Annotated in this window: 24 protein-coding genes; 14 read left to right on the plus strand and 10 right to left on the minus strand. The window is 41.2% G+C overall.

What is annotated here, in order from left to right; genetic code table 11:
- Nucleotides 1-21: 21 nt before the first annotated feature.
- The 4 genes from OCV39_RS03735 to OCV39_RS03750 all read left to right on the plus strand — a co-directional run bounded on the left by OCV39_RS03735 (nt 22) and on the right by OCV39_RS03750 (nt 5,080).
- The gene (locus tag OCV39_RS03735) at nt 22-924 is read left to right on the plus strand and encodes a Dyp-type peroxidase (protein WP_261889005.1); all 903 of its coding nucleotides are present in this window, start codon (nt 22-24) and stop codon (nt 922-924) included.
- A 125-nt stretch (nt 925-1,049) separates the two neighbouring features.
- A complete protein-coding gene (locus OCV39_RS03740) occupies nt 1,050-2,183 on the plus strand; it encodes a flagellin (protein WP_261889007.1) in 1,134 nt (377 codons plus the stop codon).
- 451 nt (nt 2,184-2,634) lie between these two features.
- On the plus strand, nt 2,635-3,768 hold the full coding sequence (locus tag OCV39_RS03745; protein ID WP_136995459.1) for a flagellin: 1,134 nt from the start codon (nt 2,635-2,637) through the stop codon (nt 3,766-3,768).
- A 184-nt stretch (nt 3,769-3,952) separates the two neighbouring features.
- Nucleotides 3,953-5,080 (plus strand): flagellin, encoded by a 1,128-nt coding sequence (locus OCV39_RS03750; protein WP_261889012.1) that lies wholly within the window; start codon nt 3,953-3,955, stop codon nt 5,078-5,080.
- Between the two features lie 89 nt (nt 5,081-5,169).
- Here OCV39_RS03750 and crr read toward each other — a convergent pair whose 3' ends face one another.
- The 5 genes from crr to cysZ form a co-directional block, all read right to left on the minus strand.
- Nucleotides 5,170-5,679 carry a PTS glucose transporter subunit IIA gene (gene crr / locus OCV39_RS03755; protein ID WP_017053292.1) on the minus strand — a complete coding sequence of 170 codons (510 nt, stop codon included), beginning with the start codon at nt 5,677-5,679 and terminating at the stop codon, nt 5,170-5,172.
- Between the two features lie 40 nt (nt 5,680-5,719).
- A complete protein-coding gene (ptsI, locus tag OCV39_RS03760; RefSeq protein WP_261889014.1) occupies nt 5,720-7,447 on the minus strand; it encodes a phosphoenolpyruvate-protein phosphotransferase PtsI in 1,728 nt (575 codons plus the stop codon).
- A 137-nt stretch (nt 7,448-7,584) separates the two neighbouring features.
- On the minus strand, nt 7,585-7,842 hold the full coding sequence (locus tag OCV39_RS03765; RefSeq protein WP_113795818.1) for an HPr family phosphocarrier protein: 258 nt from the start codon (nt 7,840-7,842) through the stop codon (nt 7,585-7,587).
- 298 nt (nt 7,843-8,140) lie between these two features.
- Entirely contained in the window at nt 8,141-9,109 is a 969-nt protein-coding gene (gene cysK / locus OCV39_RS03770; protein ID WP_017053289.1) for a cysteine synthase A, read from the minus strand.
- A gap of 202 nt (nt 9,110-9,311) precedes the next feature.
- Nucleotides 9,312-10,058, minus strand: a complete 747-nt coding sequence (gene cysZ, locus OCV39_RS03775; RefSeq protein ID WP_113795820.1) for a sulfate transporter CysZ — start codon at nt 10,056-10,058, stop codon at nt 9,312-9,314.
- A gap of 250 nt (nt 10,059-10,308) precedes the next feature.
- On the opposite strand from cysZ, the gene zipA reads away from it, so the two are divergent.
- The 5 genes from zipA to cueR all read left to right on the plus strand — a co-directional run bounded on the left by zipA (nt 10,309) and on the right by cueR (nt 16,092).
- Nucleotides 10,309-11,244, plus strand: a complete 936-nt coding sequence (gene zipA / locus OCV39_RS03780) for a cell division protein ZipA (protein WP_136995457.1) — start codon at nt 10,309-10,311, stop codon at nt 11,242-11,244.
- A 127-nt stretch (nt 11,245-11,371) separates the two neighbouring features.
- A complete protein-coding gene (gene ligA, locus OCV39_RS03785) occupies nt 11,372-13,381 on the plus strand; it encodes an NAD-dependent DNA ligase LigA (RefSeq protein WP_261889468.1) in 2,010 nt (669 codons plus the stop codon).
- A gap of 524 nt (nt 13,382-13,905) precedes the next feature.
- Nucleotides 13,906-15,255, plus strand: a complete 1,350-nt coding sequence (locus OCV39_RS03790; RefSeq protein ID WP_261889017.1) for a multidrug transporter — start codon at nt 13,906-13,908, stop codon at nt 15,253-15,255.
- A 64-nt stretch (nt 15,256-15,319) separates the two neighbouring features.
- Entirely contained in the window at nt 15,320-15,682 is a 363-nt protein-coding gene (locus tag OCV39_RS03795) for a DUF2799 domain-containing protein (protein WP_113795823.1), read from the plus strand.
- 14 nt (nt 15,683-15,696) lie between these two features.
- Nucleotides 15,697-16,092 (plus strand): Cu(I)-responsive transcriptional regulator, encoded by a 396-nt coding sequence (gene cueR / locus OCV39_RS03800; protein ID WP_113795824.1) that lies wholly within the window; start codon nt 15,697-15,699, stop codon nt 16,090-16,092.
- A gap of 545 nt (nt 16,093-16,637) precedes the next feature.
- Here cueR and OCV39_RS03805 read toward each other — a convergent pair.
- The 5 genes from OCV39_RS03805 to OCV39_RS03825 all read right to left on the minus strand — a co-directional run bounded on the left by OCV39_RS03805 (nt 16,638) and on the right by OCV39_RS03825 (nt 21,244).
- Nucleotides 16,638-17,087, minus strand: a complete 450-nt coding sequence (locus OCV39_RS03805; protein ID WP_261889022.1) for an NfeD family protein — start codon at nt 17,085-17,087, stop codon at nt 16,638-16,640.
- A gap of 11 nt (nt 17,088-17,098) precedes the next feature.
- Nucleotides 17,099-18,019: an SPFH domain-containing protein gene (locus tag OCV39_RS03810; protein ID WP_113795826.1), complete on the minus strand. Its 921-nt coding sequence runs from the start codon at nt 18,017-18,019 to the stop codon at nt 17,099-17,101.
- Nucleotides 18,020-18,199: 180 nt separating this feature from the next.
- Complete coding sequence (locus OCV39_RS03815; RefSeq protein WP_261889023.1) at nt 18,200-19,054, minus strand: co-chaperone YbbN; 855 nt, start codon at nt 19,052-19,054, stop codon at nt 18,200-18,202.
- A 417-nt stretch (nt 19,055-19,471) separates the two neighbouring features.
- The gene (locus OCV39_RS03820) at nt 19,472-20,299 is read right to left on the minus strand and encodes an SDR family oxidoreductase (RefSeq protein WP_261889025.1); all 828 of its coding nucleotides are present in this window, start codon (nt 20,297-20,299) and stop codon (nt 19,472-19,474) included.
- Nucleotides 20,300-20,329: 30 nt separating this feature from the next.
- Nucleotides 20,330-21,244 (minus strand): TIGR01777 family oxidoreductase, encoded by a 915-nt coding sequence (locus OCV39_RS03825; RefSeq protein WP_171756160.1) that lies wholly within the window; start codon nt 21,242-21,244, stop codon nt 20,330-20,332.
- 317 nt (nt 21,245-21,561) lie between these two features.
- Here OCV39_RS03825 and OCV39_RS03830 point away from each other — a divergent pair, with 317 nt between their 5' ends.
- From OCV39_RS03830 to yfcE, 5 genes are read left to right on the plus strand one after another with little or no spacing between them, the layout of a single operon-like run.
- Nucleotides 21,562-22,296 (plus strand): DUF1538 domain-containing protein, encoded by a 735-nt coding sequence (locus tag OCV39_RS03830; protein WP_017053277.1) that lies wholly within the window; start codon nt 21,562-21,564, stop codon nt 22,294-22,296.
- The gene (locus OCV39_RS03835; RefSeq protein ID WP_261889028.1) at nt 22,293-23,087 is read left to right on the plus strand and encodes a DUF1538 domain-containing protein; all 795 of its coding nucleotides are present in this window, start codon (nt 22,293-22,295) and stop codon (nt 23,085-23,087) included. The genes OCV39_RS03830 and OCV39_RS03835 overlap by 4 nt, the downstream gene beginning before the upstream one ends.
- On the plus strand, nt 23,077-23,427 hold the full coding sequence (locus OCV39_RS03840; RefSeq protein ID WP_017053275.1) for a P-II family nitrogen regulator: 351 nt from the start codon (nt 23,077-23,079) through the stop codon (nt 23,425-23,427). Before OCV39_RS03835 ends, OCV39_RS03840 begins: the two co-directional genes overlap by 11 nt.
- A complete protein-coding gene (locus OCV39_RS03845; RefSeq protein WP_261889030.1) occupies nt 23,424-23,831 on the plus strand; it encodes a CBS domain-containing protein in 408 nt (135 codons plus the stop codon). The genes OCV39_RS03840 and OCV39_RS03845 overlap by 4 nt, the downstream gene beginning before the upstream one ends.
- A gap of 49 nt (nt 23,832-23,880) precedes the next feature.
- Nucleotides 23,881-24,426 carry a phosphodiesterase gene (gene yfcE, locus OCV39_RS03850; RefSeq protein ID WP_261889032.1) on the plus strand — a complete coding sequence of 182 codons (546 nt, stop codon included), beginning with the start codon at nt 23,881-23,883 and terminating at the stop codon, nt 24,424-24,426.
- Nucleotides 24,427-24,448: the final 22 nt, after the last annotated feature.

Genomic DNA, 24,448 nt, shown 5'->3' on the forward strand with positions numbered 1-24,448 from the left:
AAAAATAAGAGAGGATTTCTCATGGTACAACCGCAATCTGCAATATTGCCTGAAGCTGGCCCATTTGCACTTTATGCTCAACTAAAAGTGACAAGCAATGCCGCTGATGTATTAACTCAACTTCAAGGCTTACCTGCATTAGTAGAAGAACTCAATCAAGCGCAACCTGGATCTGATCTCACGGTCTCCGTTGCGTTTTCTCATGCCTTTTGGAAGAACTTTAGCCAAGCTGCGCCTTCAGAATTAATTGAATTCCCAGAGCTTGGTGAAGGCGATATTACTGCACCTAGTACAAATGTCGATGTGTTGATTCACTGCCACTCTAATCGCCACGACCTGCATTTCTATGTGGTACGCAAATTATTGGCTGAGATCGCAGATTATGTCGCTGTCGTCGATGAAACGTATGGTTACCGTTATCTTGATTCAAGAGATATGACGGATTTCGTGGATGGTACAGAGAATCCTAAAGCTGAGCAGCGTAAAGAGGTGGCACTGGTCGCAGAAGGGGATTTTGCTGGTGGCAGTTATGTCATGGTTCAACGTTTTTTGCATGACCTGCCAGCTTGGAACCGCTTAGGTGTTTCAGCTCAAGAGAAGGTCATTGGAAGAACGAAACCAGACTCTATTGAATTAGATGATGTTCCTGCTGCATCTCATGTAGGTCGTGTTGATATTAAAGAGGAAGGTAAGGGATTGAAAATAGTTCGTCATAGCCTTCCATACGGTAGCGCAAGTGGCGATCATGGCCTGCTGTTTATCGCTTACTGTAATAACGTGCATAACTTTACGGCAATGCTTGAAAGTATGTATGGCGTAACAGATGGTAAAACCGATCAGTTATTACGATTTACACATGCGGTCACTGGCGCGTATTTCTTCGCGCCTTCTCAAGAGATGTTACTAACACTATCTATGGCCTAGTCATTAGTTCAATTAGTTACATACCTGTAAAGGGAAGCGAATGGTTTCCCTTTTATTTTACTAAAGTTGCCTCAATTTTCGCCGATAAGAGAACAGCCCCTTATTTTTGGTGAATTGCAGAGCGAATGTCTATTACCGTTAATACCAATGTATCAGCACTAGTTGCCCAGAGAAATCTGACGAACGCAACGGATATGCTGAACCAATCTCTGGAGCGTTTAGCTTCGGGGAGGCGTATTAATAGTGCAAAAGATGATGCTGCTGGTTTACAAATTTCCAATCGTATCGAATCTCAAATGCGAGGTTTAGATGTTGCGGTTCGTAACGCTAATGATGGTATTTCAATCATGCAAACCGCTGAGGGGGCCATGAATGAGACGACAAACATTATGCAGCGCATGCGAGATCTCTCGTTACAATCTTCGAATGGCTCTAACAGTAAGGCTGAAAGAGTTGCCTTACAGGAGGAGATGACGGCTCTTAATGACGAGTTGAATCGAATCGCAGAGACAACATCATTTGGTGGAAAGAAGCTACTGAATGGTCAGTTTGGGAAGGCTTCATTTCAAATTGGTGCCAGTTCGGGTGAAGCGGTTCAAGTTAGCCTGAATAATATGAGAACCGATGGCATTGATATGGGCGGCTTTAGTTATACATCAATGAATGCGATGGACTCCAGTTGGCAAGTGTCACCGGGTAATCGCCAGTTCTCAATGACATTTACGGACGCTCAGGGCCAGCCACAAACCATCGACATTAAGGCGAAAGCTGGTGATGACATCGAGGAGTTAGCGACTTACATCAATGGTAAAACGGATCAGGTGTCGGCATCGGTTAATGATGAGGGGCAACTGCAAGTTTTTATGGCGGGTGAAAAGACGGCAGGTACCATTCAGTTTAGTGGGAGCTTGGCGGATGAGTTGTCGATGAGCTCTGGTGCTTATGAAACCGTAAATGATATTGATATCACCAATGTAGGCGGCGCGCAAAGGGCAGTATCCGTTTTAGATACGGCAATGAAATATGTAGATAGCCATCGTGCGGAACTCGGCGCATTGCAAAATCGTTTCGATCACGCGATCAATAATCTCGATAATGTTCATGAGAATTTAGCCGCATCCAATAGTCGAATTGTGGATACTGATTACGCAAAAGAGACGACACAAATGATCAAACAACAAATCCTGCAACAAGTGAGCACCTCAATTCTTGCTCAAGCCAAACAGACGCCCAATTTAGCGTTAACTCTACTGGGATAGCTTGATATTGGTACCGATTGATATTGGTATCGAGTGGTATTGCTATACCCACATTGCTCTACCCACACAGTTATCGCCTGCGAACATATCAACAAATTCGCTTTCCAACATTGAGCCTGATCGATCGTACTGCGATGGCCCTTATCCTTCCATCCTTAGTTTCAATCCACCTAAGTACTCGCCGTAGAAGTTATCAGCATCAATCAGAGGTATCGATCTTGTGCGCCCATCGACCGCATTAATTGATACTTGAGTACTTTTTTCAGTTATTTGCTCTTTTTTCCTACTTCATCACCTTTTTAGGTATAACTGCCTTTTTTATAAGAAAACCTTAAAAAAAAGTTAAAGAATTTCCAATTAGCGCCGTTATTAAAAGTAACTTTGAGAGAACTACTTGGTTTTTCGAGACGTCGAAAACCGCTACAACGAAAAATCAATTGGAGAAATTACCATGGCAGTTAATGTAAATACTAACGTATCAGCGATGACAGCACAGCGTCACCTTAATAATTCGACAAGTGCTCAGCAAACCTCAATGGAACGCCTATCATCAGGCTTCAAAATTAACAGTGCGAAAGACGACGCAGCGGGTCTACAAATTTCGAACCGTTTAAACGTACAAAGCCGTGGTCTTGATGTTGCAGTGCGTAACGCAAATGACGGTATTTCAATTGCACAAACAGCAGAAGGTGCAATGAATGAAACAACCAACATCCTTCAACGTATGCGTGACTTGTCACTACAATCTTCAAACGGCTCAAACTCAAAAGCTGAGCGTGTCGCGATTCAAGAAGAAGTAACGGCGCTTAACGATGAACTAAACCGTATTGCAGAAACCACATCATTTGGTGGCAATAAGCTACTTAATGGCACTCACGGCACGAAATCATTCCAAATTGGTGCTGATAACGGTGAAGCGGTCATGCTTTCTCTACGCGATATGCGTTCAGATAACTCAAAAATGGGTGGCACAGGTTACCAAGCTGGCGAAGCAAAAGATAAAGATTGGGCGGTTAAATCAGACGCTAACGACCTTACGATTAAGCTGACTGATACAGCAGGCCAAGAACAAGAAATCAACATTAGCGCGAAAGCGGGTGATGATATCGAAGAACTTGCTACTTACATTAATGGTCAAACAGATTTAGTAAAAGCATCAGTTACAGAAGATGGCGCACTTCAAATGTTTGCGGGTAGCAACAAAGTATCGGGCGACGTTGAATTCTCTGGCGGTCTTGCTGGTGAGCTAGACATGCAAGCGGGTCGTAAAGAAACGGTTGATACTATTGATGTAAGAACGGTTGGCGGTTCACAAGAATCTGTTGCTGTTATTGATGCAGCACTTAAATATGTCGATAGCCACCGTGCAGAATTGGGTGCTTTCCAAAACCGTTTCGAACATGCAATCAACAACTTAGATAACATTAACGAAAATGTTAATGCATCGAAGAGCCGTATCAAAGATACCGATTTCGCGAAAGAAACGACGCAAATGACGAAGACACAAATTCTTGGTCAGGCATCAAGCTCAATTCTTGCACAAGCGAAGCAAGCGCCTAACTCAGCATTAAGCTTGCTAGGCTAAATGTTAGGTTAAAGCTTAACGATAAAATAGAAGCCAAGTAATGTTACTTGGCTTTTTGCTTATCTGGATTTATTCATAGCAACTCTTATTACCTATGGTGTGTCTAGATTGACACTCCATAGGTAATAACGTTGGTATTTCTAGTGGGTTAACTACAGGTGTACAGGAGAAAGGTATCGGTTAGATGATTTCACTCAATACTAATACATCTGCGATGATCACTCAGCGGTATTTTAGCGACGCTGCTTCTGAAACATCTGACACGCAGCGAAAATTGAATTCAGGCTATCGGATAAACTCTGCGAGTGACGATGCCGCAGGAATGCAAATATCAAATACCTTAAGTACACAAACTCGGGGTATTGATGTTTCGTTGAGCAATGCCGCCAATGCCTACTCGGTTGCTCAAACGGCAGAGAGTGCGCTTCAAGAAAGCAGTGAAATGCTGCAGCGGTTACGATCATTATCGCTACAATCATCCAACGGTTCAAACTCTCAAGATGATCGTGATGGGATCCAGCATGAGGCCAGTGCATTAAAAGATGAACTAAACAGAATTGCTCAAACGACCACTTTTGCAGGTAAAAATCTGTTTAATGGCTCATTTGGTTCCCAGAGCTTCAACATTAGCCCAAATGCTGACTCTATATCACTTCATTTAAAAAATATGAGTACCAACCTTCCAGAGACGGGAGGGCATTATTACATTGCAAATGAAAGTGTTGATGAAACTTGGCAAGTTCCTAAAAGCAATCTCTCATTGAATGTGAAGTATGACGATGTGAGTGGGGAGAAACAAAATCAACAGATTCGACTGAAGGCCGGTGATAGTATTAATGAGGTCGCGACTTACATTAATTCTCAACAAGATATTGTGAACGCATCTGTTACCGAAGATAGGAAGCTTCAATTGTTTATGGGGGCGTTGAGTGCTCCCAAGGGTTTTGATGTTTCGGGTAGTTTGAATGAACAGCTTGATTTTGAAGGCGGTGATTTACTCACGCTTGATGATTTAGACTTAAGTTCGCTAGGGCAGTCACAGTTGGGCGTATCGCTTGTCGATACGGCGATGAAATATGTCGATTCATACCGCAGTGAAATTGGTAGTTTTCAAAATCGAGTAGAAGTCACCATTGATAACCTGCATAGCATAAATCAGAACATGACCGCGTCTAAAAGCCGAATTAAAGATGCCGACTTTGCCAGAGAATCTGTTAATCAGTTTAAATCTCAAGCCTTACAACAAGCGACATCGACTTTATTGGTTCAAGCTAAACAGATCCCTAGTGCAGCATTAGGCTTATTATCTTAGTTTATTTCCTTAGTTTACTCGATTGGTTTTACTGGAATAAAAAAAATGCTGCCATTAGGCAGCATTTTTACGTTTTAGAGTAGCTAATATTACTTAGTTACGCGCAGTACTGGTGTTTCACCAACAACAACAGAACCAGCAAGTTTGTTCAACTCTTTGATTTCGTCCATGTTAGAGATAACAACTGGAGTCAGTGTTGATTTTGCTTTCTCTTCAAGAAGCGCAAGATCAAATTCGATAACCGTGTCACCAGCTTTAACTGATTGGCCTTCTTCAGCTATACGCTTGAAGCCTTCGCCTTTTAGTTCAACAGTATCGATACCGAAGTGAACAAAAAGCTCAACGCCATCATCAGACTCAATAGAGAATGCGTGGTTAGTTTCGAAGATTTTACCGATAGTACCGTTTACTGGAGCTACCATTTTGTCGCCAGTAGGTTTGATCGCGATACCGTCACCAACGATTTTTTCAGCGAAAACTACGTCTGGCACATCTTCAATGTTTACGATCTCACCAGATAGAGGTGCGATAATTTCGATTGCACCCGCGTCAGCGCTATCGTCAGATACTAGTTTCTTAAGTTTGTCAAACAGACCCATGTCTTGCTCCTAAAGAATATTTTTGAATCAACCAATTATATTAGTTGTTTGTCTTTTCTGCGATAAATTTTTCAACGCAAGCTTGAATTTCTGCCGCTGTAGGCAGAGAAAGTGCTTCTTCAGCCATCGCTTTTACTTCAGAGAAGTTTGAGTTACGGATAACTTTCTTCACTTTAGGGATAGATATTCCGCTCATACTGAACTCATCTAGACCCATACCAAGTAGAAGTAGAGTAGCACGTTCGTCGCCAGCAAGCTCGCCACACATACCAGTCCATTTACCTTCTTTATGAGATGCATCAATAACTTGTTTAATAACCGTCAAAACAGCTGGAGAAAGTGGGTTGTAAAGATGAGAAATCATCTCGTTACCACGGTCTACTGCAAGAGTATATTGAGTTAAGTCATTTGTGCCAATAGAGAAGAAACTAACTTCTTTCGCTAGGTGATGAGCAATCGCAGCTGCTGCTGGAGTTTCAACCATAACACCAATTTCGATCTCTTCATCGAAGGCCAAACCTTCAGCTCGAAGTTCAACTTTATATTCTTCAATCGCTTTTTTCAGTTCACGGATTTCTTCAACAGAGATAATCATTGGGAACATGATACGTAGTTTTCCGTGTGCAGAAGCACGCAGGATGCCACGTATTTGGTCACGTAAAATTTCACGACGATCTAGACTGATACGAACAGCGCGCCAGCCTAGGAACGGGTTCATTTCTTGTGGAAGATCCATATAAGGTAGATCTTTATCACCACCGATATCCATAGTACGGATAATCACTGATTCACCATGCATTGCTTCCGCTACTTCTTTATAAGCAACGTACTGCTCTTCCTCAGTAGGAAGGGCATCGCGATCCATGAATAAGAATTCTGTACGGTACAGACCAACGCCTTCACCACCGTTACGGATGATGCCATCGCAATCTTTTACTGTACCGATGTTACCGCAAACTTCTACTTGATGATCATCAAGAGTGATTGCTGGTAAATCTTTAAGTTTAGCTAGTTCAGCTGCTTCTGCTTCAAAATCGGCTTTGATTTTTTGAGCTTCTGCTAATTCAGCGTCTGATGGGTTTACGATGATTTTATTGTTCATCGCATCTAGCACAAGCATGTCGCCATTCTTGATTTGCTTCGTAATATCGTTAGTACCAACGATAGCTGGAAGTTCAAGTGAACGAGCCATTATTGAAGTATGAGAAGTACGACCACCGATGTCACAAGCGAAACCAAGAACGTAATCTAGGTTGATTTGTGCAGTTTCTGACGGTGTTAGATCGTAAGCGACTAGGATCACTTCTTCATCGATATCACTGATAGATACAATGTTGATGCCTAGTGCATTTTTAACAAAGCGCGTACCGATATCACGGATATCTGTTGCACGTTCTTTTAGGTATTCGTCATCAAGAGATTCAAGAGCGACAGCTTGTTCTTCGATCACGGTATGGATCGCGTTGTCTGCATGCATCTTGTCTTTTTTGATAAGGGCTAAAATTTCTTCTTCTAGCTCTTCATCTTCCAGCAACATGATGTGGCCTTCAAAGATTGCTTCTTTTTCTTCGCCAAATGTTTCAAGTGCTTTTTGTCTAACGATTTCTAATTGTTGAGAAGATTTGTTACGAGCATCAAAAAAGCGTTGAACTTCTGCTTCTACTTGATCGTCAGAGATAGAGTGAGTATTTAGGACAATTTCATCTTCTTGAAGTAGTAGTGCTTTACCAAAAGCAATACCTGGAGATGCTAGGATGCCTGAAATCATAGCTTTACCTTAAGTTGGTCAACTGTAAACGGGAGAATGAGTGCTATTTGCTAACGTTAATTATAGCGCCAATGATCGGTTATATTTAATAAAGCCACTTCGCAATAGCAAAATGGCTTTTAAATATAAATCAATTATTAGTGTAGTTGGTCCATAAGAGCAACTAGGTGATCAACTGCAGGTTGAGCTTGTGGGCCTTCTGCTGAAATAGTCACTACAGTGCCTTTTACTAGGCCAAGAGTTTGCAGTTTGAAAAGGCTTTTCGCGCTAGCGCTTTTGCCGTTAGAAGTTACAGTGATGTCTGCGTCAAATGCTTTAGCTTCTTTAACAAACTGTGCAGCAGGACGTGTGTGAAGACCATTTTCTGCTGTAATTTCTACTTGCTTCTCGTACATGTGATATACCCCAATTAATTTATTTTTGTATGATTATTAACCATTTCAGCTTAACCGTTTTAACCTGTTCCTGCTAGGGAAGAAGTTTCTCAATCGTATTAGAACTGATACTAGTTTAATTTTTTTCAATCGCCAATTTGATTAAACCAAACCTGCGATCAATGAAAATGTGTATTTTGCTTCTTTTATTTTGAAGCTTAAAATAATACAGGGCTGATATTACCAAAGGTGGAGTCAGGATCAACAAAAAAGCCCCATAAAGGGGCTTTTTTAAATTAAAAATTGATTTGACCACATATTATTGTTGGTTCTCTTTCTCGGTAAAAACTCCTGAAAACAGAGCCGTGCTGAGGTAACGCTCACCAGAGCTTGGTAAGATGGTTACAATAGTTTTCCCTTCAAATTCAGGTAGTTCAGCTAATCTGTTGGCCGCAACAACCGCTGCTCCAGAAGAGATTCCCGCAAGAATTCCTTCCTCTTCCATTAGGCGTTGAGCCATCTCAATCGCTTCATCTGAAGTGACGGCTTCTACACGGTCAATTAGCTCTAAATCGAGGTTTCCAGGAATAAATCCGGCACCAATACCTTGAATCTTATGTGGCGCAGGTGTGATTTCTTGCCCTGCGAGAGCTTGGGCGATCACTGGAGATTCCGCTGGTTCTACAGCGACAGAGACAATGGCTTTGCCTTTTTCACCTTTAATGTAACGACTTGTTCCCGTTAATGTACCACCTGTACCCACACCAGAAACGAATACATCAATCTCGCCATCAGTCGCGTCCCAAATTTCAGGGCCTGTCGTTTTTTCGTGAATCTGCGGGTTAGCTGGGTTGTTGAATTGTTGTAACAGTAAGAACTTACTTGGGTCGCTTGCCACAATCTCTTCTGCTTTTGCGATAGCGCCTTTCATGCCTTTTGGTGCTTCAGTAAGAACTAAGTTAGCCCCAAGAGCCTTGAGAAGTTTACGACGCTCTAAACTCATTGATTCAGGCATTGTCAGAGTTAACTTATAGCCACGAGCTGCCGCAACAAAAGCTAAAGCAATACCAGTATTTCCACTTGTTGGTTCTACGAGTTCAATTCCCTGCTTTAAAGTACCCGCTTTTTCAGCTTCCCAAATCATATTGGCACCGATACGGCATTTCACACTGAAGCTTGGATTACGTGCTTCGATTTTAGCGAGTACTTTGCCTTTACTTACTTTGTTTAAACGCACAAGGGGAGTGTTACCAATAGTTAGGCTGTTATCTTCGTAAATTTTGCTCATTATGATGTTCCTTCATGTATGTTCTAAACAACTGGGTATCTTAGATGGTCGCCAATTGTTGGGTAGCGTTTGGAGTCGTACTGAGAGCTTATGTTAGAACAAAAAAATGGAGAAGGATTAAAAAGTTATATCTTATGGGAGGTTGGTAGATTAATGGGAGAACCACGAGAGAGTTCTCCTCATTTTGCAGGAATTCAGTGGTTTATTTGTGGAAATCTTTATATTCGGCAACCCAAAGAGCTGTAGCACCACAAACGGCAATTGGCATAACAAATAGATTCAGCACTGGTATGGTGGTGAACACTGACACTAAAGCACCAAAGCTATAAGCTTTCGTCTGTTTTTGTTTCAAATTGTTTCTCATGGTAGAGAAATCGATTTTATGGTTATCGAAAGGATAATCACAGTATTGAATCGCTAACATCCAAGCCGTGAATAAAAACCACAATATAGGACCTACTGTTTGGCCAAGAGCGGGAATGAGCAATATTAAAAAGAGTCCAATAGCTTTTGGTAAGACATAACGTAATTTGCGCCATTCGCGAGCAAGGATGCGCGGCGTATCTTTTAGCACGTCCATCAGGCCATCATCATTGACTTTCTGACCAGATAGCTTCATCTCTACTTTTTCAGCTAATAGACCATTAAATGGAGCCGCTATAAAATTGGCTAGCGTACTGAAGAAGTAAGAGAAAGTAGCCAGAATAGTTAATACAAGAAGCGGCCATAAAAGATAACTTAACCATGAAAGAAATTCAGGAAGTTGCCCCATCCAGTTGGTTATCCAAGCATCAAGGTTTGAAAATAGGAAAAACAACGCCCCGCCGACTAGTACGATATTTGCGAGAAGTGGAAGTAATACATATTGGCGAATGCCCGGTGTTAGGGCTAACTCTAATCCATAAAAGAAATAGCCAAAACCTGATCTTTGTTTGTTCTCTGAGTTCATAATGTTTTATATTTTACCGTAAATGACTTTTTGTATTGTACTTAACCAAATTTAGAAGAAAAGCATGATGAAAATCTCAGCATGTGGGGAACTTCTCACATTAAGTTGTTCTAAAATAGCATAGAGATTTGATAGAGTAGCGGTATAAGCCGATTTAACCCACCTTAGTGACGTTGATTTAGAGTGTTTTTATTAAGATGATTAAAATAACACCATTTAAATGCTATCACTAAGAAGCAGAGAGTAAACAATGCAGGAATTGCGATTCGTACTCATAATTGTTGGCGCGCTAGCGATCGCCGCATTATTGTTTCATGGTCTTTGGACTAGTAAGAAAGAAGGGAAATCTAAGTTTGGGAATAAGCCACTCGGTAAACTAGATTTAGATGATTCTGATGAGAAAGAAGAGGCGCCTGTTCGCTCATTTGCTCCTGAGGATGATTTTGAAATCATTCGTAAAGTGAGAAAAGAACCTGATTTTGGTCATAATGATGAACCTGAATTTGTCGATCCCTTGATTGACCATGCTCAAGATGAACTTGAATTGAGCGTTTCTAAAGAATCGAAAGCAGAAGAATTCGTTCCTTTTACGGCAGATGAACAAGGGAACGATGACGTGATCGTAAATGAGGAAGAGCTTAGTGGATTTGATAGAGTCGACTCTTTTTCTGCGATTGAAGATGATGATAACTCTGCACTTTCGCAAAGCTCACTTTCGGATAATCAAAATTCAGAGGCTATTAAAGAGCAACCTGAACCTGAAATGCAAGTGATTGTGCTGAATGTACATTGCTCAGGTGAAGAACCATTTGTAGGCACTAAACTATTTGATAGCATGCAGCAAAATGGATTGATTTATGGTGAAATGGCGATTTTCCATCGACATTCAGATTTGTCTGGAACTGGAAAAGTGCTATTTAGCGTTGCGAATATGATGCAACCTGGGACTTTAGAACATAGCGATCCTGCTGATTTTTCTACAAAAGGGATTTCGTTCTTCATGACGCTGCCTTGCTATGGCGATGCAGAACAGAATTTCAAGTTAATGTTGAAAACGGCTCAGCAGATTGCAGATGACATGTCAGGTAACGTATTAGACGAAGCTCGTAATCTGATTACGCCAGATAGAATTGCAGCTTGTCGCCGTCAAATACAAGAATTTAAAGCCGCGCAAAGTGCCAAATAAACCGTATTAATACTGATTAAACATTAATGCAGTGAGAAATGAAGGCTCCTTTGAGGGGCCTTTTTTATTGCAATATGTTTTAGGAAAGTAAGTAGAGAAACTCATGCCCCTATTAAGCTCAGAACAAATGAATGATATTCAAATTAAATTAGATCAACTTCGTGAAACCTTACATCATCACGCCATTTTGTACTATGTAGAAGATAACCCGGTAATTCCCGATGCTGAATATGATCGTTTAATGCGTGAGTTACTAGAGTTGGAGGAGTTACACCCCGATTTGATCACTATTGACTCTCCTAGTCAGCGCGTTGGAGGTAAACCGTTAGACGGGTTTACTCAGGTTAGCCATGAAATTCCAATGTTGTCGCTAGATAATGCGTTTGATGATAAAGAGTTAGACAGTTTTTATAAGCGAATGAAAGATCGTGCTCCATCAGCGAACCTCGATCTTTTCTGTTGTGAACCAAAGCTGGATGGTTTAGCGGTGAGTCTTCTTTATGAGAATGGCATCTTAGTTCAAGCGGCAACGCGTGGTGATGGTAGTACGGGTGAGAATATCACTGAAAATGTACGCACCATCAGCGCTATTCCTCTAAAACTCCAAGGTGAAGGGTGGCCACAGCGTATTGAAGTTCGTGGTGAAGTTTTTATGCCCAAAGCGGGTTTTGAGAAACTAAATGAACTCGCGCTGAAAAAAGGCGATAAAGTTTTTGTTAATCCAAGAAATGCCGCGGCAGGGAGCTTACGCCAACTCGACTCTAGAATTACCGCAAAACGACCGTTAAGTTTTTATGCGTACAGTGTGGGAGTGGTAGAAGGTATTGAGCTAAAGAACAGCCATTACGATAGATTTGTGCAATTGAAAGCGTGGGGGCTGCCTATGTGCCCTGAAACGCGTCAATTAACATCTCTTGATGACGTGAAGGCGTATTACCAAGAGATAATGCAACGCCGTGATGCGCTTTCTTACGAGATCGATGGCGTGGTCATTAAAGTCGATGATATTGATGCTCAAATCCAATTAGGTTTCGTTGCACGAGCACCCCGCTGGGCCATTGCTTATAAATTTCCAGCGCAAGAAGAGATCACCTTGTTAAATGATGTTGAATTTCAAGTTGGGCGAACGGGGGCGATAACGCCAGTAGCCAAACTGGAACCAATATTCGTCGGTGGCGTAACCGTCAGTAACGCGACTTTGCATAATGCTGATGAAATTGAAAGATTAGGCGTGAAAATTGGCGATAGTGTCATTATTCGCCGTGCTGGTGATGTAATACCGCAAATTGTATCAGCTGTGTTGGAACGTCGCCCTGAAAACGCAACAGACATCGTTTTCCCACAAACTTGCCCCGTCTGTGACTCTCAGATCGAACGCATTGAGGGAGAGGCAGTCGCGCGCTGTACGGGAGGACTTGTGTGTCAGGCGCAGCGTTCAGAGGCCATAAAGCATTTTGTTTCTCGTAAGGCTCTGGATGTTGATGGGCTAGGTGTAAAAGTTATCGAGCAGCTCGTTGAGCGTGAGATGGTGGATACGCCTGCGGACTTGTTTAAGTTAAGTGCAGGTGTATTGACCGTTTTAGATCGTATGGGGCCTAAGTCGGCACAAAATGTTGTCGCGGCACTGGAAAAATCAAAACAAACAACCCTGCCTAGATTTCTTTATTCGTTAGGTATTAGAGAAGTGGGTGAAGCGACCGCTGCAAATTTGGCACAGCATTTTTGCTCTTTAGAAGCCGTTATCGCCGCAGATCATGAAGCATTAGTTAAAGTTTCTGATATAGGCGATATTGTTGCGCGACATATTGTCACTTTTTTCTCTCAAGAAACTAATATGAACGTTGTTAATAAACTTGTTGAGAATGGTGTGGTTTGGGACGATGTAGTGGCTGCAAGTGAAGGTACTCCTCAGCCATTAGCTGGAAAAACCGTGGTGCTCACAGGAAGTCTCTCTCAATTAGGTCGGAGTGAAGCGAAAGCAGCATTGCAGGCGTTAGGGGCTAAGGTGACAGGCAGTGTCTCGAAGAAAACCGATATTCTATTTGCTGGCGAAAATGCAGGTTCAAAATTAGCTAAGGCACAAGATTTAGGCGTGGAAATTAAATCCGAACAAGACCTCATTTCTTTAATGTCTTAGTTCATAAATAGCTAAAAATTTCTAAAAGGCGTTGGTTTTTACCAACGCCTTTTTTTGTCTGTTACTGCTAGAAAATATATTTATTTTACATTTTTAAAAAAGTTCATATACGAACCACACTTTTTTGTTTGTGAGAGTGATCTCTTATGTATAAAAAGCAGTTCTTTCCTTATCTTTATGCGAGGCACTTCAATTTTTAGCACGGTTCACTATTATTAAGTTGTTGTTTTTATTTGATTTGGTGTTTTGTTAGTCCTGTGTGTAAGAAAACAAGATCAAGATCACTAAGTTGATGAAAGTTAGTTATCGGTCATATTTTTTTAGATAAAAATTAAGTTCTGATTGATGTTTTTTGCTGCGAAGTTAGTCTTATAGTCATGGGTACACACGGTGTATGCAGGAAACACAAAAACCGTGATTAGGAATAATTAGGTTTTTAATAGGAAATCACTTCTCCCTTCGGCGGCCAACTTAAGGTGAGAAAAATAAAAATACAGCTATATCCATTTTTTAGGAGTTTTTCCATGGACAAATTTTTTAAAGTATCTGCTATTACGGCGGCAATGGTAGGGGCTCTTGCAGCAGCTCCAGCGTTTGCAAATGACCCAGTAGGTCCTGAGTATACGGGTGAAGTGTCGGAGTTTTTCTCTGAGTCAACAATTAGCGGTAATCTAAATTTCTGGATGCGCGCTCGTGACCGTGCAGGTACTGATGCAGATGGTAATGATACTAAGAAAGAAACGAACCTAAACCACGGTAGTATTTTTGTGAACCTTGGTTTTAATTCTGGTTATGTGAATGATGTAGTAGGTGCTGATTTTGTTATCTACAGTACATGGGATATGTGGAATGATTCTGTGGGTGCTGGTCATGAAATGAACTTCCTAGATTGTGATGGACCAAATTCTTCGGGCTGTTGGGGTCAACTAGAAAAAGGTGGCGTTTCATTCGCAACTGCAGCGGCTAAGTTTAAGTTTGGCGAAAATATTAAAGCTAAACTTGGTTACTTCCAACCGTCAGTAGCAAGTGGCTTGGGTGTTAACTGGTCATTTGCTCCAGGTACATACCGTGGTGGTGAAATTGGCGGTACATTTGGTGCTCTAGATCTTGGCTTCGTTATTGCTGATGAATATAAAGCTCCATGGTATAAAGAAACTGATGCATTCATTGGTGTTTATGGTGATGACGAAATCTTATTTTCTGTTGGTGCTCGCTATAAATTAGATAATGGTATTGCTTTAGACGGTGCTTTTTCTAAGTTAGATGAACGTACAACGGCACACTTTAAAGTGAAAGGGACAACTGAAGGTGGAATCTACTGGTCACCTCAACTGTATTATGTCAACGATGATAATCAATATGATGATGGTGATACTGGGTATCAATTAGCCTTCCTATCTAGCTACTCTTCTGGTCCATATTCGTACCGAGCAGAAGCGACATACACAATGGCTGAAGAAGATGGTAACTGGTTTGCGTATCGCCCAACAGCTGGCTATGGCGGTTCAAATGGTGCGTACGATATCTGGTGGAACAACCGTTCTGATTTCAACCACCATGAAGAGTTAGCTGTGTTTGGTTCAGTTAGTCGTGATTTCGCTGATATAGGTGGCACTGGTTTCAGTGCTGGTGTTAGTGGAGCATATGGCGGTGGTTCTTCAGTAGATGGCTATGATGACCTTACTGAGTACTCTTACAGTGCATTTGCAAACTATGCAATTCAAGCTGGCGCTCTTAAAGATGCAACTGTTGCCTTCCATTACACTCAGTACTTTAACGATACTGACGCTCCAAGCTGGAATGGTTATGCTAACTTGTTCCAAGATGAAACAGACTTTAAGTTGATTTTAGCAATCCCATTTAATGTAAAATAACTTAAATAGTAATGAGAAAAAGCTGAGCATTGTATGCTCAGCTTTTTTATATTAGAGGCTTTTTATGAAGAAACTTATACTTTGTACTTGTTTTATAATGACCATGACTGCATGTGCAAAAAATGTACAGACGGATGATGAGTTTTGGTTTAGTCAAGGTGAAAGGCTAGGGCGGAGTGGCTATGGTGTTGAATCTGATATACTGGATAGAATAAAAGCGAAAGTACCTTTTCAAATAACACCATATTCATTAGGTTATCAAAAGGGGCTCTTAGAATATTGCAATCCGTATAATGCTTTTGCAAAGGGTATCAGTGGTATACGCTATAATGGACAGTGTGAGGATCATGAGCAAGCCGTCATGATAAAGGTTGAGTGGCAGCGTGGTTGGGATGCATTTATCGGAGCTGATTTTTATAAACGCTAATTTAGGTATAAAAGATGAATATAAGTGAAGTTGCAAAAATTACAGGGTTGTCATCTAAATCAGTGCGTTTATACGAAGACAAAGGATTGATTTCTCCTCCATTGAGAGCAGACAATGGATACCGTGTTTATACTAAAAAGCATGCAGAACAACTTATGGTTGTTGCTCGCTCAAGAAGAGTAGGCTTCACTCTAGAAGAGTGTAAAGGTTTAGTTCAGCTGGCGAATAACCCTGAAGCGACAAGTGCTGAAGTTAAAGAAAAAGCACTAACTAAACTTGATGAAGTAAACAGCAAACTAAATGAATTGATGATTATCAAGTCGCAATTAGAGCTCTGGATCAACAAATGTCCAGGCAACAATGATCATGCATGCCCTATTCTTGAAGATTTAGTCAGACAAAATGAATGAGCTAGAGATCGTATTTTTATCTACTGATCTCTAGCCTCTTGTGTGATGTTAATTTGTTTTTCCGCCATAAACTTTACAGAGTTCTCTTGGGAGCATTTCAACGGCCCCTGAATTAAATGTACATTTCATAGCGCTACCAAAGGATTTTCCTCCATTTTGACTCGCATTACTCGTTGATGGGATAATAAATAGTGATAATAACGTAATTAAAAAAGCATGTTTCATTAGATCCTCACTTATTGATTATAATTATTTAAATGTCTGTACGTGAAAATAATAGATGCATTATTCGTAAAAGGTCAAAAAAAATTAATATAATCAAAATTTATTTATTAAAAAAAGTATAAATAAATATGGATTAAACAAGTTAAATCTATGAGGTTAGTGAGGGAAGATTGAGTGGCAGAGCTAAGTTTATGAAATAAAAGCTTACTTTGTGTTAGATAATTAGTAACTATTTCCTTTGGTAATCAATTGGATATTATATCAGTACTCGAAATTACAGTAATGGTGATATAAATACCACCATTACTGTTAGGTATTAATTATATTGGTTCAATAAATAATATGATTCCATCCACATCGATGACTCTTATTTGAGTGCCTTTAGAGATATCTTGATCGCATCTCGCTGACCAGGTGGTATCACCAAGCTTAATGCGGCACTCTCCAGCTTGTACATCTTCCTCTAGACGAGTCGTCATCCCGATTAATTGCTTTTCTCGTTGATTGAGTTCGCGCAGTTGGTCAGATTTTTTATCTTGTTTAAATTGTCTTCTCCACCATAACCATGTTGTGATCAGTGAAAAGACACCAAAGCTAACCCACTGTAATTGCCAGCTCATCGGCAGGATCGTAAAAATAAGCCCTACGAGAATCGCTGAAATACCAAGCCATAAAAAATAGCCAGCAGTACCCAGCAGCTCCGCTGCCAAAAGTAACAAACCAAAAGCAAGCCAGTGCCAATGATTCATCTGTTCCAATAATTCAACCATTAAACATTGCCTTATTTATCTTCAGGTTGCGCTTTAAACATTTCAGCGATTCCAGCAACTGAGCCCATCAGGCCAGTTGCCTCAAGTGGTAGCATAATAATTTTACCATTTTCAGCTTGGCCGATACTCTTAAGTGCATCGGTATACCCTTGTGCGATGAAGTAATTCACCGCTTGCATGTCACCTTGTGCTATCGCTTGAGAAACCATTTCTGTCGCTTTTGCTTCGGCTTCTGCTGCACGTTCCCGAGCTTCTGCTTGTAAAATAGCAGCTTGTTTTTCACCTTCCGCACGCAAAATTTCAGATTGCTTGTGGCCTTCTGCTTTGAGAATTTCAGCCTGACGAATGCCTTCAGCCTCTAAGACATCGGCACGTTTGTTTCGTTCCGCTTTCATCTGAGCGTTCATTGCAGCGGTAAGATCGGCTGGTGGCTGCACATCTTTGATTTCGATACGGGTTACTTTTACTCCCCAAGGGTTGGTTGCCGCATCGACAATAGTCAGTAGTTTGGTGTTGATCATGTCACGCTGACTGAGCATTTCGTCAAGTTCCATAGAGCCTAAGACAGTACGGATATTGGTCAGTGTCAGGTTGCGAATAGCATGCTCTAAATCATTGACTTCGTATGCTGCTTTTGGTGCATCGATAACTTGAACAAAACAAACCGCATCAATGACAACATTTGCATTGTCTTTCGAAATGACTTCTTGAGCAGGAATGTCTAATACACGTTCCATCATGCTGATACGATTACCGACTTTATCAACGAAAGGGATGATAAGGTTTAGCCCTGGTTTTAACGTTTGGGTATAGCGTCCGAAGCGTTCAACAGTCCAGTTGCTTCCTTGTGGTACCGCTTTAATTCCTGCAAAAATAAAAACAACTGCAACAATAATAAAACCACCTATAGTGATTAAAGCATCAATAGCCATGATAATTCCTTTTTAAATGAGAAAGTATTTGATATGCAATTAATTTATTGTTGATCAGTTTTACTGTTGGGGCAAATTTATAAATGAGAACTCAGCTGAAATTTGTATTTACCGTATAAAAAAAGAGCTCGGGTGAGCTCTTTTATCGAATGTTTTTGTGGTTCAGTGCATGCAAGGCTATTAATACATTAGAGAATACAGTTGTCTTCTGTATTTTCCAGAAATCGTGTTTCCTTGCCCTAGTGCGCTAAGAATATCCATGAATGCTTTTTTGAGCTCTCCATCTTGAACATTTAAATCTGAACGGATAAATGACCATAATAGCTCTAATGCTTCCTCATCACGGCTTACTTGGTGATATTGCAATGCCAAGTCATGAGCTAATTGTGTATTAGTTGTATCTTGTTGAAATTCCAATTCTAGAGATTGGATCTCAGGGCTATCTGCGGCTTGTTGGTGCAGTTCTAGTTTCGCAATCATGCTCTTGTAATAGTTGTCCTGATATTCAAGAGGGATAGTTTTCAGTTGAATTTCAGCATCAGAGAACTGACCCATTTCGAGTAAACAGTCTGCAATGGCGAGTTTTACTTCACCCTTAGTGGTTATGGATTCTGGTAGCTCACGTAAAGCCACTAATGCTTCAGCGTGTTCGCCAGCTTGCATTTTTTCTAATGCGTGACGTAATTTCATCTCATCTTGGTTTGGTAGATGTTTGTCTAGCATTGCGACGATAGATTCGATGGTTTGAGGTCCACCTAGGCCATCAACAGGTTGCCCGTTTACGAATAAAGCAATAGTGGGTAGGGCTTGTACACCAAATTGACCAGCGATGGTTTGTTCTTGCTCGCAATTGAGCAGTGCCAGAGTGAAGACGCCATTATATTGTTGAGTAAGGCTTTGTAGCTCAGGGATAATTTGAGCGCTTTCTGGATGAGATGGAGCCCAAAAATGGATGAGAACAGGAGCTTGTGACGAACCTTCTAGTATTTGACGAAAGTTACTTTCATTGAATTCTACAACATGAGGTGACTGCATTCCGGAAATCCTTGGTAATTATCTCGAGTTCAGATTAGTTATTAAATATGGGTTCTTCTCTCTAACTTCAAGAGCTGAATCGAAAAACGCCCAAACTTAATAAAAATAAGTGGGCGTTTTCGGTGCTGGATACGAATGATAAGGAGTGGTGCTCAAAACAATAAAAATAGTGTTAATGCAACACCAACACCTATCAAATTGAGTTGGTTTAGGGTCATGTATTTACCTGTCGTAACACGCTAATCTGCAATCGGGATATGATCATCTTTATCATGACAGGTGATTGTTACGAGTAAGTGACAATGTTTAATCAATCGCCACTTTATTTATATTCAGTGATGAATACTAATAGCTAAGTCTTCCGCCCTAAACCTAAACCTAAACCTAAACCTAAACCTAAACCGATAGTCATAAGCTCTAAGCGGCTTTGCGTAAGATAGGATCTAACCATTTTGCGGGTAGAATACGTTTTAGAAAGGCAAACACTTTCGTTGGAGTCGTGATCCTATAGCGTAACTTGGGTGACTTGGACTCTAATGCATGCAGTACTGGTGCGATGCAAGCTTCCGCTGGGAGTACAAACGCATTATTCGATTCATCGTTGGCTAGACGTGAAACTTGTTGTTGGTAGTAGGTGCTATGGACACTGTTTTCAATGTTTATCCACTTTTTAAATGCAATAAGCGCATTTGCACGAAACTGAGTTTCGATTGGTCCGGGTTCGATAAGAGAGATATGAACTCCTGATTGATATAGCTCAAGGCGTAGAGTGTCAGTCCAACCTTCAATTGCAAATTTGGATGCGTTGTATGCCCCTCGATATTTCATGGCGGCAAAACCGAGAACGGAGCTATTTTGAATAATACGCCCTGTTCCTTGCTTTCTCATTGACGGGAGAAGTTGAAGTACGAGTTCATGCCAGCCAAAAAAATTGGTTTCAAACTGCGTTCTTAATCCATCGGTTGGTAGATCTTCTAACGCTCCTGGCTGTCCATAAGCACCATTATTAAACAGTGCATAAAGATCTCCATCACACAAGCGTAGGGCCTCTGTCGCGCCAGAACGGATGCTATCAGTGCAACTTAAGTCTAACTGGATGCAAGTGAGACCTTCCTGCTGAAGTTTTACAACATCATCCTTGTTTCGGCATGATGCGATGACTTGATAACCTTGTTGATGTAGCGCATGAGCACAAGTGTAACCAATCCCCGTTGAACATCCTGTAATCAATATAGCCTTTGACATTGTGACTCTCATTAATGGTCTTGTATGAATTTAATTTTGGTTTTGCAGTAAATTTTTAAGAGCTGGCTCTATTCTAGAGTAAGCAAAAATGAACCCCAGCTCGGTTAATTTTTTAGGCTTGGCTCGAATACTATCAAAAAGCAAGCATGAGGATTCTCCCATCATTAATTTCAATATCCATTTAGGAGTGAAAAGTAAATGAGGTCTTTTTAGTGCTTTAGCTAAAGAGCGGCTGAAAGTTTTATTGGTAACGGGATGAGGCGCACAAACATTGAATTCACCACTAGCATGTGGCGTTTCTACTAAATAAACAATGGCTCTCACCATGTCTAACATATGAATCCAAGGCATATATTGCTTGCCTTTGCCTATTGGCCCTCCGAGCCCTAGCTTGTAAGGCAGTAGCATTTTGTCCAAGGCTCCCCCATCTTTACCTAGCACAATCCCAGTTCGAAGGAGGCATACTCGTGTGAGCTCAGATTGAGAACGCTTCGCGATTTGTTCCCAGTGGGAGCAGACTTGATGCGGAAAACCAACTTGATGGACATGAAGACTTTCGTCGAAAGGGTGATCTTGTTGATCACCATAATACCCTACGGCAGAACCGCTAATAAAAACGCTAGGAGGTTCAGTGCTCGCATGAATGAGTTCGACGATTTTTTCAGTGAGTTTCCAACGGCTATTGCAGATGGTTTCTTTTTGCTTGGCGTTCCATCGTTTTTCTGCAATCGCTTCACCTGCCAGATTAATGACAACATCAACATCATTAAGATCGCTAAAGTTATCTAGTGTGTTGATGTAAGTGATATTTCCAGTATTCGCGTGTTGTAAATTTTGCTGTGCGTTTTGCGGGTTTCTCGTCAGTAATATAATTTGCTCCGTTCTAAAGCATTTAATGAGTTCCTTTCCAATAAAACCCGTTCCACCTGTCAATAGTATCTTCATATTCCCTCCGCTGTGTACCAATTATAGACAGTTAAGCCGTAATAAGCTCAGGTTGAAGTGAGCTGGTGTGAAATAAACAGTGGAAAAACTCAATTATATTCAGCTGCTTGTGCGAGCGGTTCACATTTTTAACAATTGAGTAGCTAAATGTATTAAGTGCCTAACCTTTGTCACACCTATATAGACGACTATTTGCCATGATGGTTTCATAGGTATGACAGTTTCATAGGTTAATGAGTGACTTGAGGCAATATCGTATCGATAAACCGTGGTTATTTTCTGAAATAGCCGATTCACAACGATGAATTAGGAGATCTATGGCAGCAATACTTTCGCTATTTAAAGCCATGCTGGGGAGCTTTAGAGATTTACTCCCTATCGTGCTTGTTATCGCTTTTTTTCAGTTGGTTGTTTTACAAGAGCCACTCCCTAATTTAATTTCTATCCTTGTTGGATTGTTGTTGGTGGTCCTTGGTTTAACCTTTTTTATTTTTGGATTGGAGATGGGGTTATTTCCAATCGGGGAATCGATGGCGCAAGCCTTTGCCCGCAAAGGGAGCGTATTCTGGCTCATTTGTTTTGCCTTTTGCTTAGGGTTTGGCACCACGATAGCAGAACCTGCGTTAACGGCAGTCGCAGATGAAGCGGCAGAGGTGGCAGCTGAAGGCGGTATGATCATTCATACTGAAGCGGCCATGAGTGATTATGCGGATGGACTGCGTTTGACGGTTGCATTTTCTGTTGGGATAGCCATTGTTCTTGGGGTATTGAGAATTTTAAAAGGGTGGCCAATTCATTATATGATCATTGCTGGCTATATCGGTGTGGTGATCCTTACTGGATTTGCGCCTGAAAATATTATCGGGATCGCTTACGATTCGGGAGGGGTGACCACGTCTACTATAACCGTGCCATTGGTGACGGCTTTAGGGGTAGGATTAGCGTCCTCGATCAAAGGACGAAACCCAATGATTGATGGCTTTGGTTTGATCGCCTTCGCTTCTTTATTGCCTATGATGTTCGTTATGGTCTATGGAATGGTGGTGGCATGATTTCATTTTCCGATTTTATTGACACTTTCACTGGGACTATTCTCGATGTTGTCCCTATTGTGACCATTATATTTGGTTTTCAAGTCGCCGTTTTACGTAAGCCAATTAGTAATTTACCTAAAGTGATATTGGGTTTTTTCTATGTCATTTTAGGGCTCTCTCTTTTTTTGATGGGGCTAGAATTGGCGCTGTTTCCACTTGGCGAAACCATGGCTCAGCAGTTAACTGCTCCAGAGTTTTTATATGATTTTAAAGTGAGTGTAGGTCAGTCACTCGCTTGGATTGATTACTATTGGGTTTACCTTTTTGCCTTCTTTATTGGTTTTAGCACCACAATCGCAGAACCATCCCTTATTGCCGTTGCGATAAAAGCCAATCAAGTGTCAGGGGGAAGTATCAGCGTGAATGGGTTAAGAATTGCGGTAGCTCTAGGGGTTGCGATTGGAATATCTTTGGGCAGTTATCGAATTGTAGTCGGAGACCCGATTCACTATTACATCATCGCAGGTTATATCGTGGTGGTGATTCAAACCTTTTATGCTCCTAAATTAATAGTGCCTTTGGCATATGATTCTGGAGGAGTGACAACGTCAACGGTAACCGTACCCTTAGTTACGGCTTTAGGGCTAGGGCTAGCTTCTACCGTTCCGGGACGAAACCCGATGATTGATGGCTTTGGTCTGATCGCCTTTGCCAGTTTATTTCCTATTATTTCAGTTATGGCGTATGCCCAAATTACCCAATGGTTAAACCAAAAAGGCTCGTCAGAGGAGAAAGAAAATGCGCTTTAAACTCATTTTGGCTTTTGTAGAGGATAGCAAGACCGATGTGGTTCTTGATGCTGCTCGAGATGCCGGTGCAACGGGAGCGACGGTGATCAACAATGCTAGGGGCCAAGGTGTGAATAAAAAACGCACATTCTTTGGTTTAACTCTTGAAGTGCAAAAAGACGTGTTGTTGTTTGTTGTTGAGGAACACCTTTCGCGTCATATCTTGGAAAGAATCAGTGAGGTCGGGGAGTTCGACCAAGAGTCAGGGCAGGGAATAGCGATACAGATTGATATCGAAGATGCGGTCGGGGTTGCCCATCAAGTTGAGACATTAACAAAAGTTGTTGAGGAAGAAATATGATCAGCCATGAAAAAATACGCATTAGAGACGTAATGGCCAATACCTATGTCATTGTTGATGGACTAACGACAGTACATGAAGGTATCAAACTGGCTAAGCAGCATAAGGTTAAAGCGCTTATTGTGAATAAGCGTCATGATGATGATGAGTACGGTATTGTTCTAATGAATGATATTGCGAAGAAAGTACTCGCGAAAAACCGTTCATCTAAACGTACTAATATTTATGAAATTATGACAAAACCAGCGTTAGCCGTAGATCCTGGTATGAATGTTAAATATTGCGCTCGGTTATTTGAACGTTTTGGCATCAGCCGTGCGCCAGTCATCGAAGATGGAAAGATTATTGGAATGGTGAGCTACAACAATATCGTGATAAATGGCATGGCGAAAGATGACGACTAAAAGAGGAATGCGTACAATAGCGTCAACTTAAAATAAGGAGACGCTTGTCTTGAATCTTTTTTTCGCTTCAGATTTACACGGCTCACTGCCGGCAACTGAACAGATGATTTCGCAATATGTGAAATCAGGAGCTAAGCATCTAATTTTGTTAGGTGACATTTTAAATCATGGCCCGAGAAACGCGATTCCTGAAGGGTATAATCCCCCTGAGGTTGCACAGCTTCTTAATCAGTATGCGGATCAGATCATTGCTGTTAGAGGCAACTGTGATAGTGAAGTGGATCAGATGTTGTTGTCATTTCCAATGATGATGGATTACTCGTGGGTATTGCTAGAAAGTGGTCAACGTCTATTTTTGACACACGGTCACACTTATAATTCTGATAAGCGACCAGCTTTACGTGACGGTGATATTTTGGCTCATGGTCATACCCATATTCCGGTCGCAGAAGAGCAAAATGGTGTGGTGATCTTTAACCCAGGCTCTGTGACTATTCCACGCAATGGTTACGCTGCAAGCTTTGGGCTACTCAGCAATAATAGATTGCAAGTTATTGGCTTTGACCAATCGGTAATCAAAGAAGTGACCATCTAATAAAAAGGGAAGCGATAATGCT

Origin of the sequence: Vibrio cortegadensis (assembly GCF_024347395.1) — a bacterium.
GTDB classification, from domain to species: Bacteria; Pseudomonadota; Gammaproteobacteria; order Enterobacterales; family Vibrionaceae; genus Vibrio; species Vibrio cortegadensis.

What these genes read in the sequence shown, in the direction of transcription:
- OCV39_RS03735 (WP_261889005.1), top strand. Translation starts at nt 22, where the DNA reads ATGGTACAACCGCAATCTGCAATATTGCCTGAAGCTGGCCCATTTGCA.
- OCV39_RS03740 (WP_261889007.1), top strand. Translation starts at nt 1,050, where the DNA reads ATGTCTATTACCGTTAATACCAATGTATCAGCACTAGTTGCCCAGAGA.
- OCV39_RS03745 (WP_136995459.1), top strand. Translation starts at nt 2,635, where the DNA reads ATGGCAGTTAATGTAAATACTAACGTATCAGCGATGACAGCACAGCGT.
- OCV39_RS03750 (WP_261889012.1), top strand. Translation starts at nt 3,953, where the DNA reads ATGATTTCACTCAATACTAATACATCTGCGATGATCACTCAGCGGTAT.
- crr (WP_017053292.1), bottom strand. Translation starts at nt 5,679, where the DNA reads ATGGGTCTGTTTGACAAACTTAAGAAACTAGTATCTGACGATAGCGCT.
- ptsI (WP_261889014.1), bottom strand. Translation starts at nt 7,447, where the DNA reads ATGATTTCAGGCATCCTAGCATCTCCAGGTATTGCTTTTGGTAAAGCA.
- OCV39_RS03765 (WP_113795818.1), bottom strand. Translation starts at nt 7,842, where the DNA reads ATGTACGAGAAGCAAGTAGAAATTACAGCAGAAAATGGTCTTCACACA.
- cysK (WP_017053289.1), bottom strand. Translation starts at nt 9,109, where the DNA reads ATGAGCAAAATTTACGAAGATAACAGCCTAACTATTGGTAACACTCCC.
- cysZ (WP_113795820.1), bottom strand. Translation starts at nt 10,058, where the DNA reads ATGAACTCAGAGAACAAACAAAGATCAGGTTTTGGCTATTTCTTTTAT.
- zipA (WP_136995457.1), top strand. Translation starts at nt 10,309, where the DNA reads ATGCAGGAATTGCGATTCGTACTCATAATTGTTGGCGCGCTAGCGATC.
- ligA (WP_261889468.1), top strand. Translation starts at nt 11,372, where the DNA reads ATGAATGATATTCAAATTAAATTAGATCAACTTCGTGAAACCTTACAT.
- OCV39_RS03790 (WP_261889017.1), top strand. Translation starts at nt 13,906, where the DNA reads ATGGACAAATTTTTTAAAGTATCTGCTATTACGGCGGCAATGGTAGGG.
- OCV39_RS03795 (WP_113795823.1), top strand. Translation starts at nt 15,320, where the DNA reads ATGAAGAAACTTATACTTTGTACTTGTTTTATAATGACCATGACTGCA.
- cueR (WP_113795824.1), top strand. Translation starts at nt 15,697, where the DNA reads ATGAATATAAGTGAAGTTGCAAAAATTACAGGGTTGTCATCTAAATCA.
- OCV39_RS03805 (WP_261889022.1), bottom strand. Translation starts at nt 17,087, where the DNA reads ATGGTTGAATTATTGGAACAGATGAATCATTGGCACTGGCTTGCTTTT.
- OCV39_RS03810 (WP_113795826.1), bottom strand. Translation starts at nt 18,019, where the DNA reads ATGGCTATTGATGCTTTAATCACTATAGGTGGTTTTATTATTGTTGCA.
- OCV39_RS03815 (WP_261889023.1), bottom strand. Translation starts at nt 19,054, where the DNA reads ATGCAGTCACCTCATGTTGTAGAATTCAATGAAAGTAACTTTCGTCAA.
- OCV39_RS03820 (WP_261889025.1), bottom strand. Translation starts at nt 20,299, where the DNA reads ATGTCAAAGGCTATATTGATTACAGGATGTTCAACGGGGATTGGTTAC.
- OCV39_RS03825 (WP_171756160.1), bottom strand. Translation starts at nt 21,244, where the DNA reads ATGAAGATACTATTGACAGGTGGAACGGGTTTTATTGGAAAGGAACTC.
- OCV39_RS03830 (WP_017053277.1), top strand. Translation starts at nt 21,562, where the DNA reads ATGGCAGCAATACTTTCGCTATTTAAAGCCATGCTGGGGAGCTTTAGA.
- OCV39_RS03835 (WP_261889028.1), top strand. Translation starts at nt 22,293, where the DNA reads ATGATTTCATTTTCCGATTTTATTGACACTTTCACTGGGACTATTCTC.
- OCV39_RS03840 (WP_017053275.1), top strand. Translation starts at nt 23,077, where the DNA reads ATGCGCTTTAAACTCATTTTGGCTTTTGTAGAGGATAGCAAGACCGAT.
- OCV39_RS03845 (WP_261889030.1), top strand. Translation starts at nt 23,424, where the DNA reads ATGATCAGCCATGAAAAAATACGCATTAGAGACGTAATGGCCAATACC.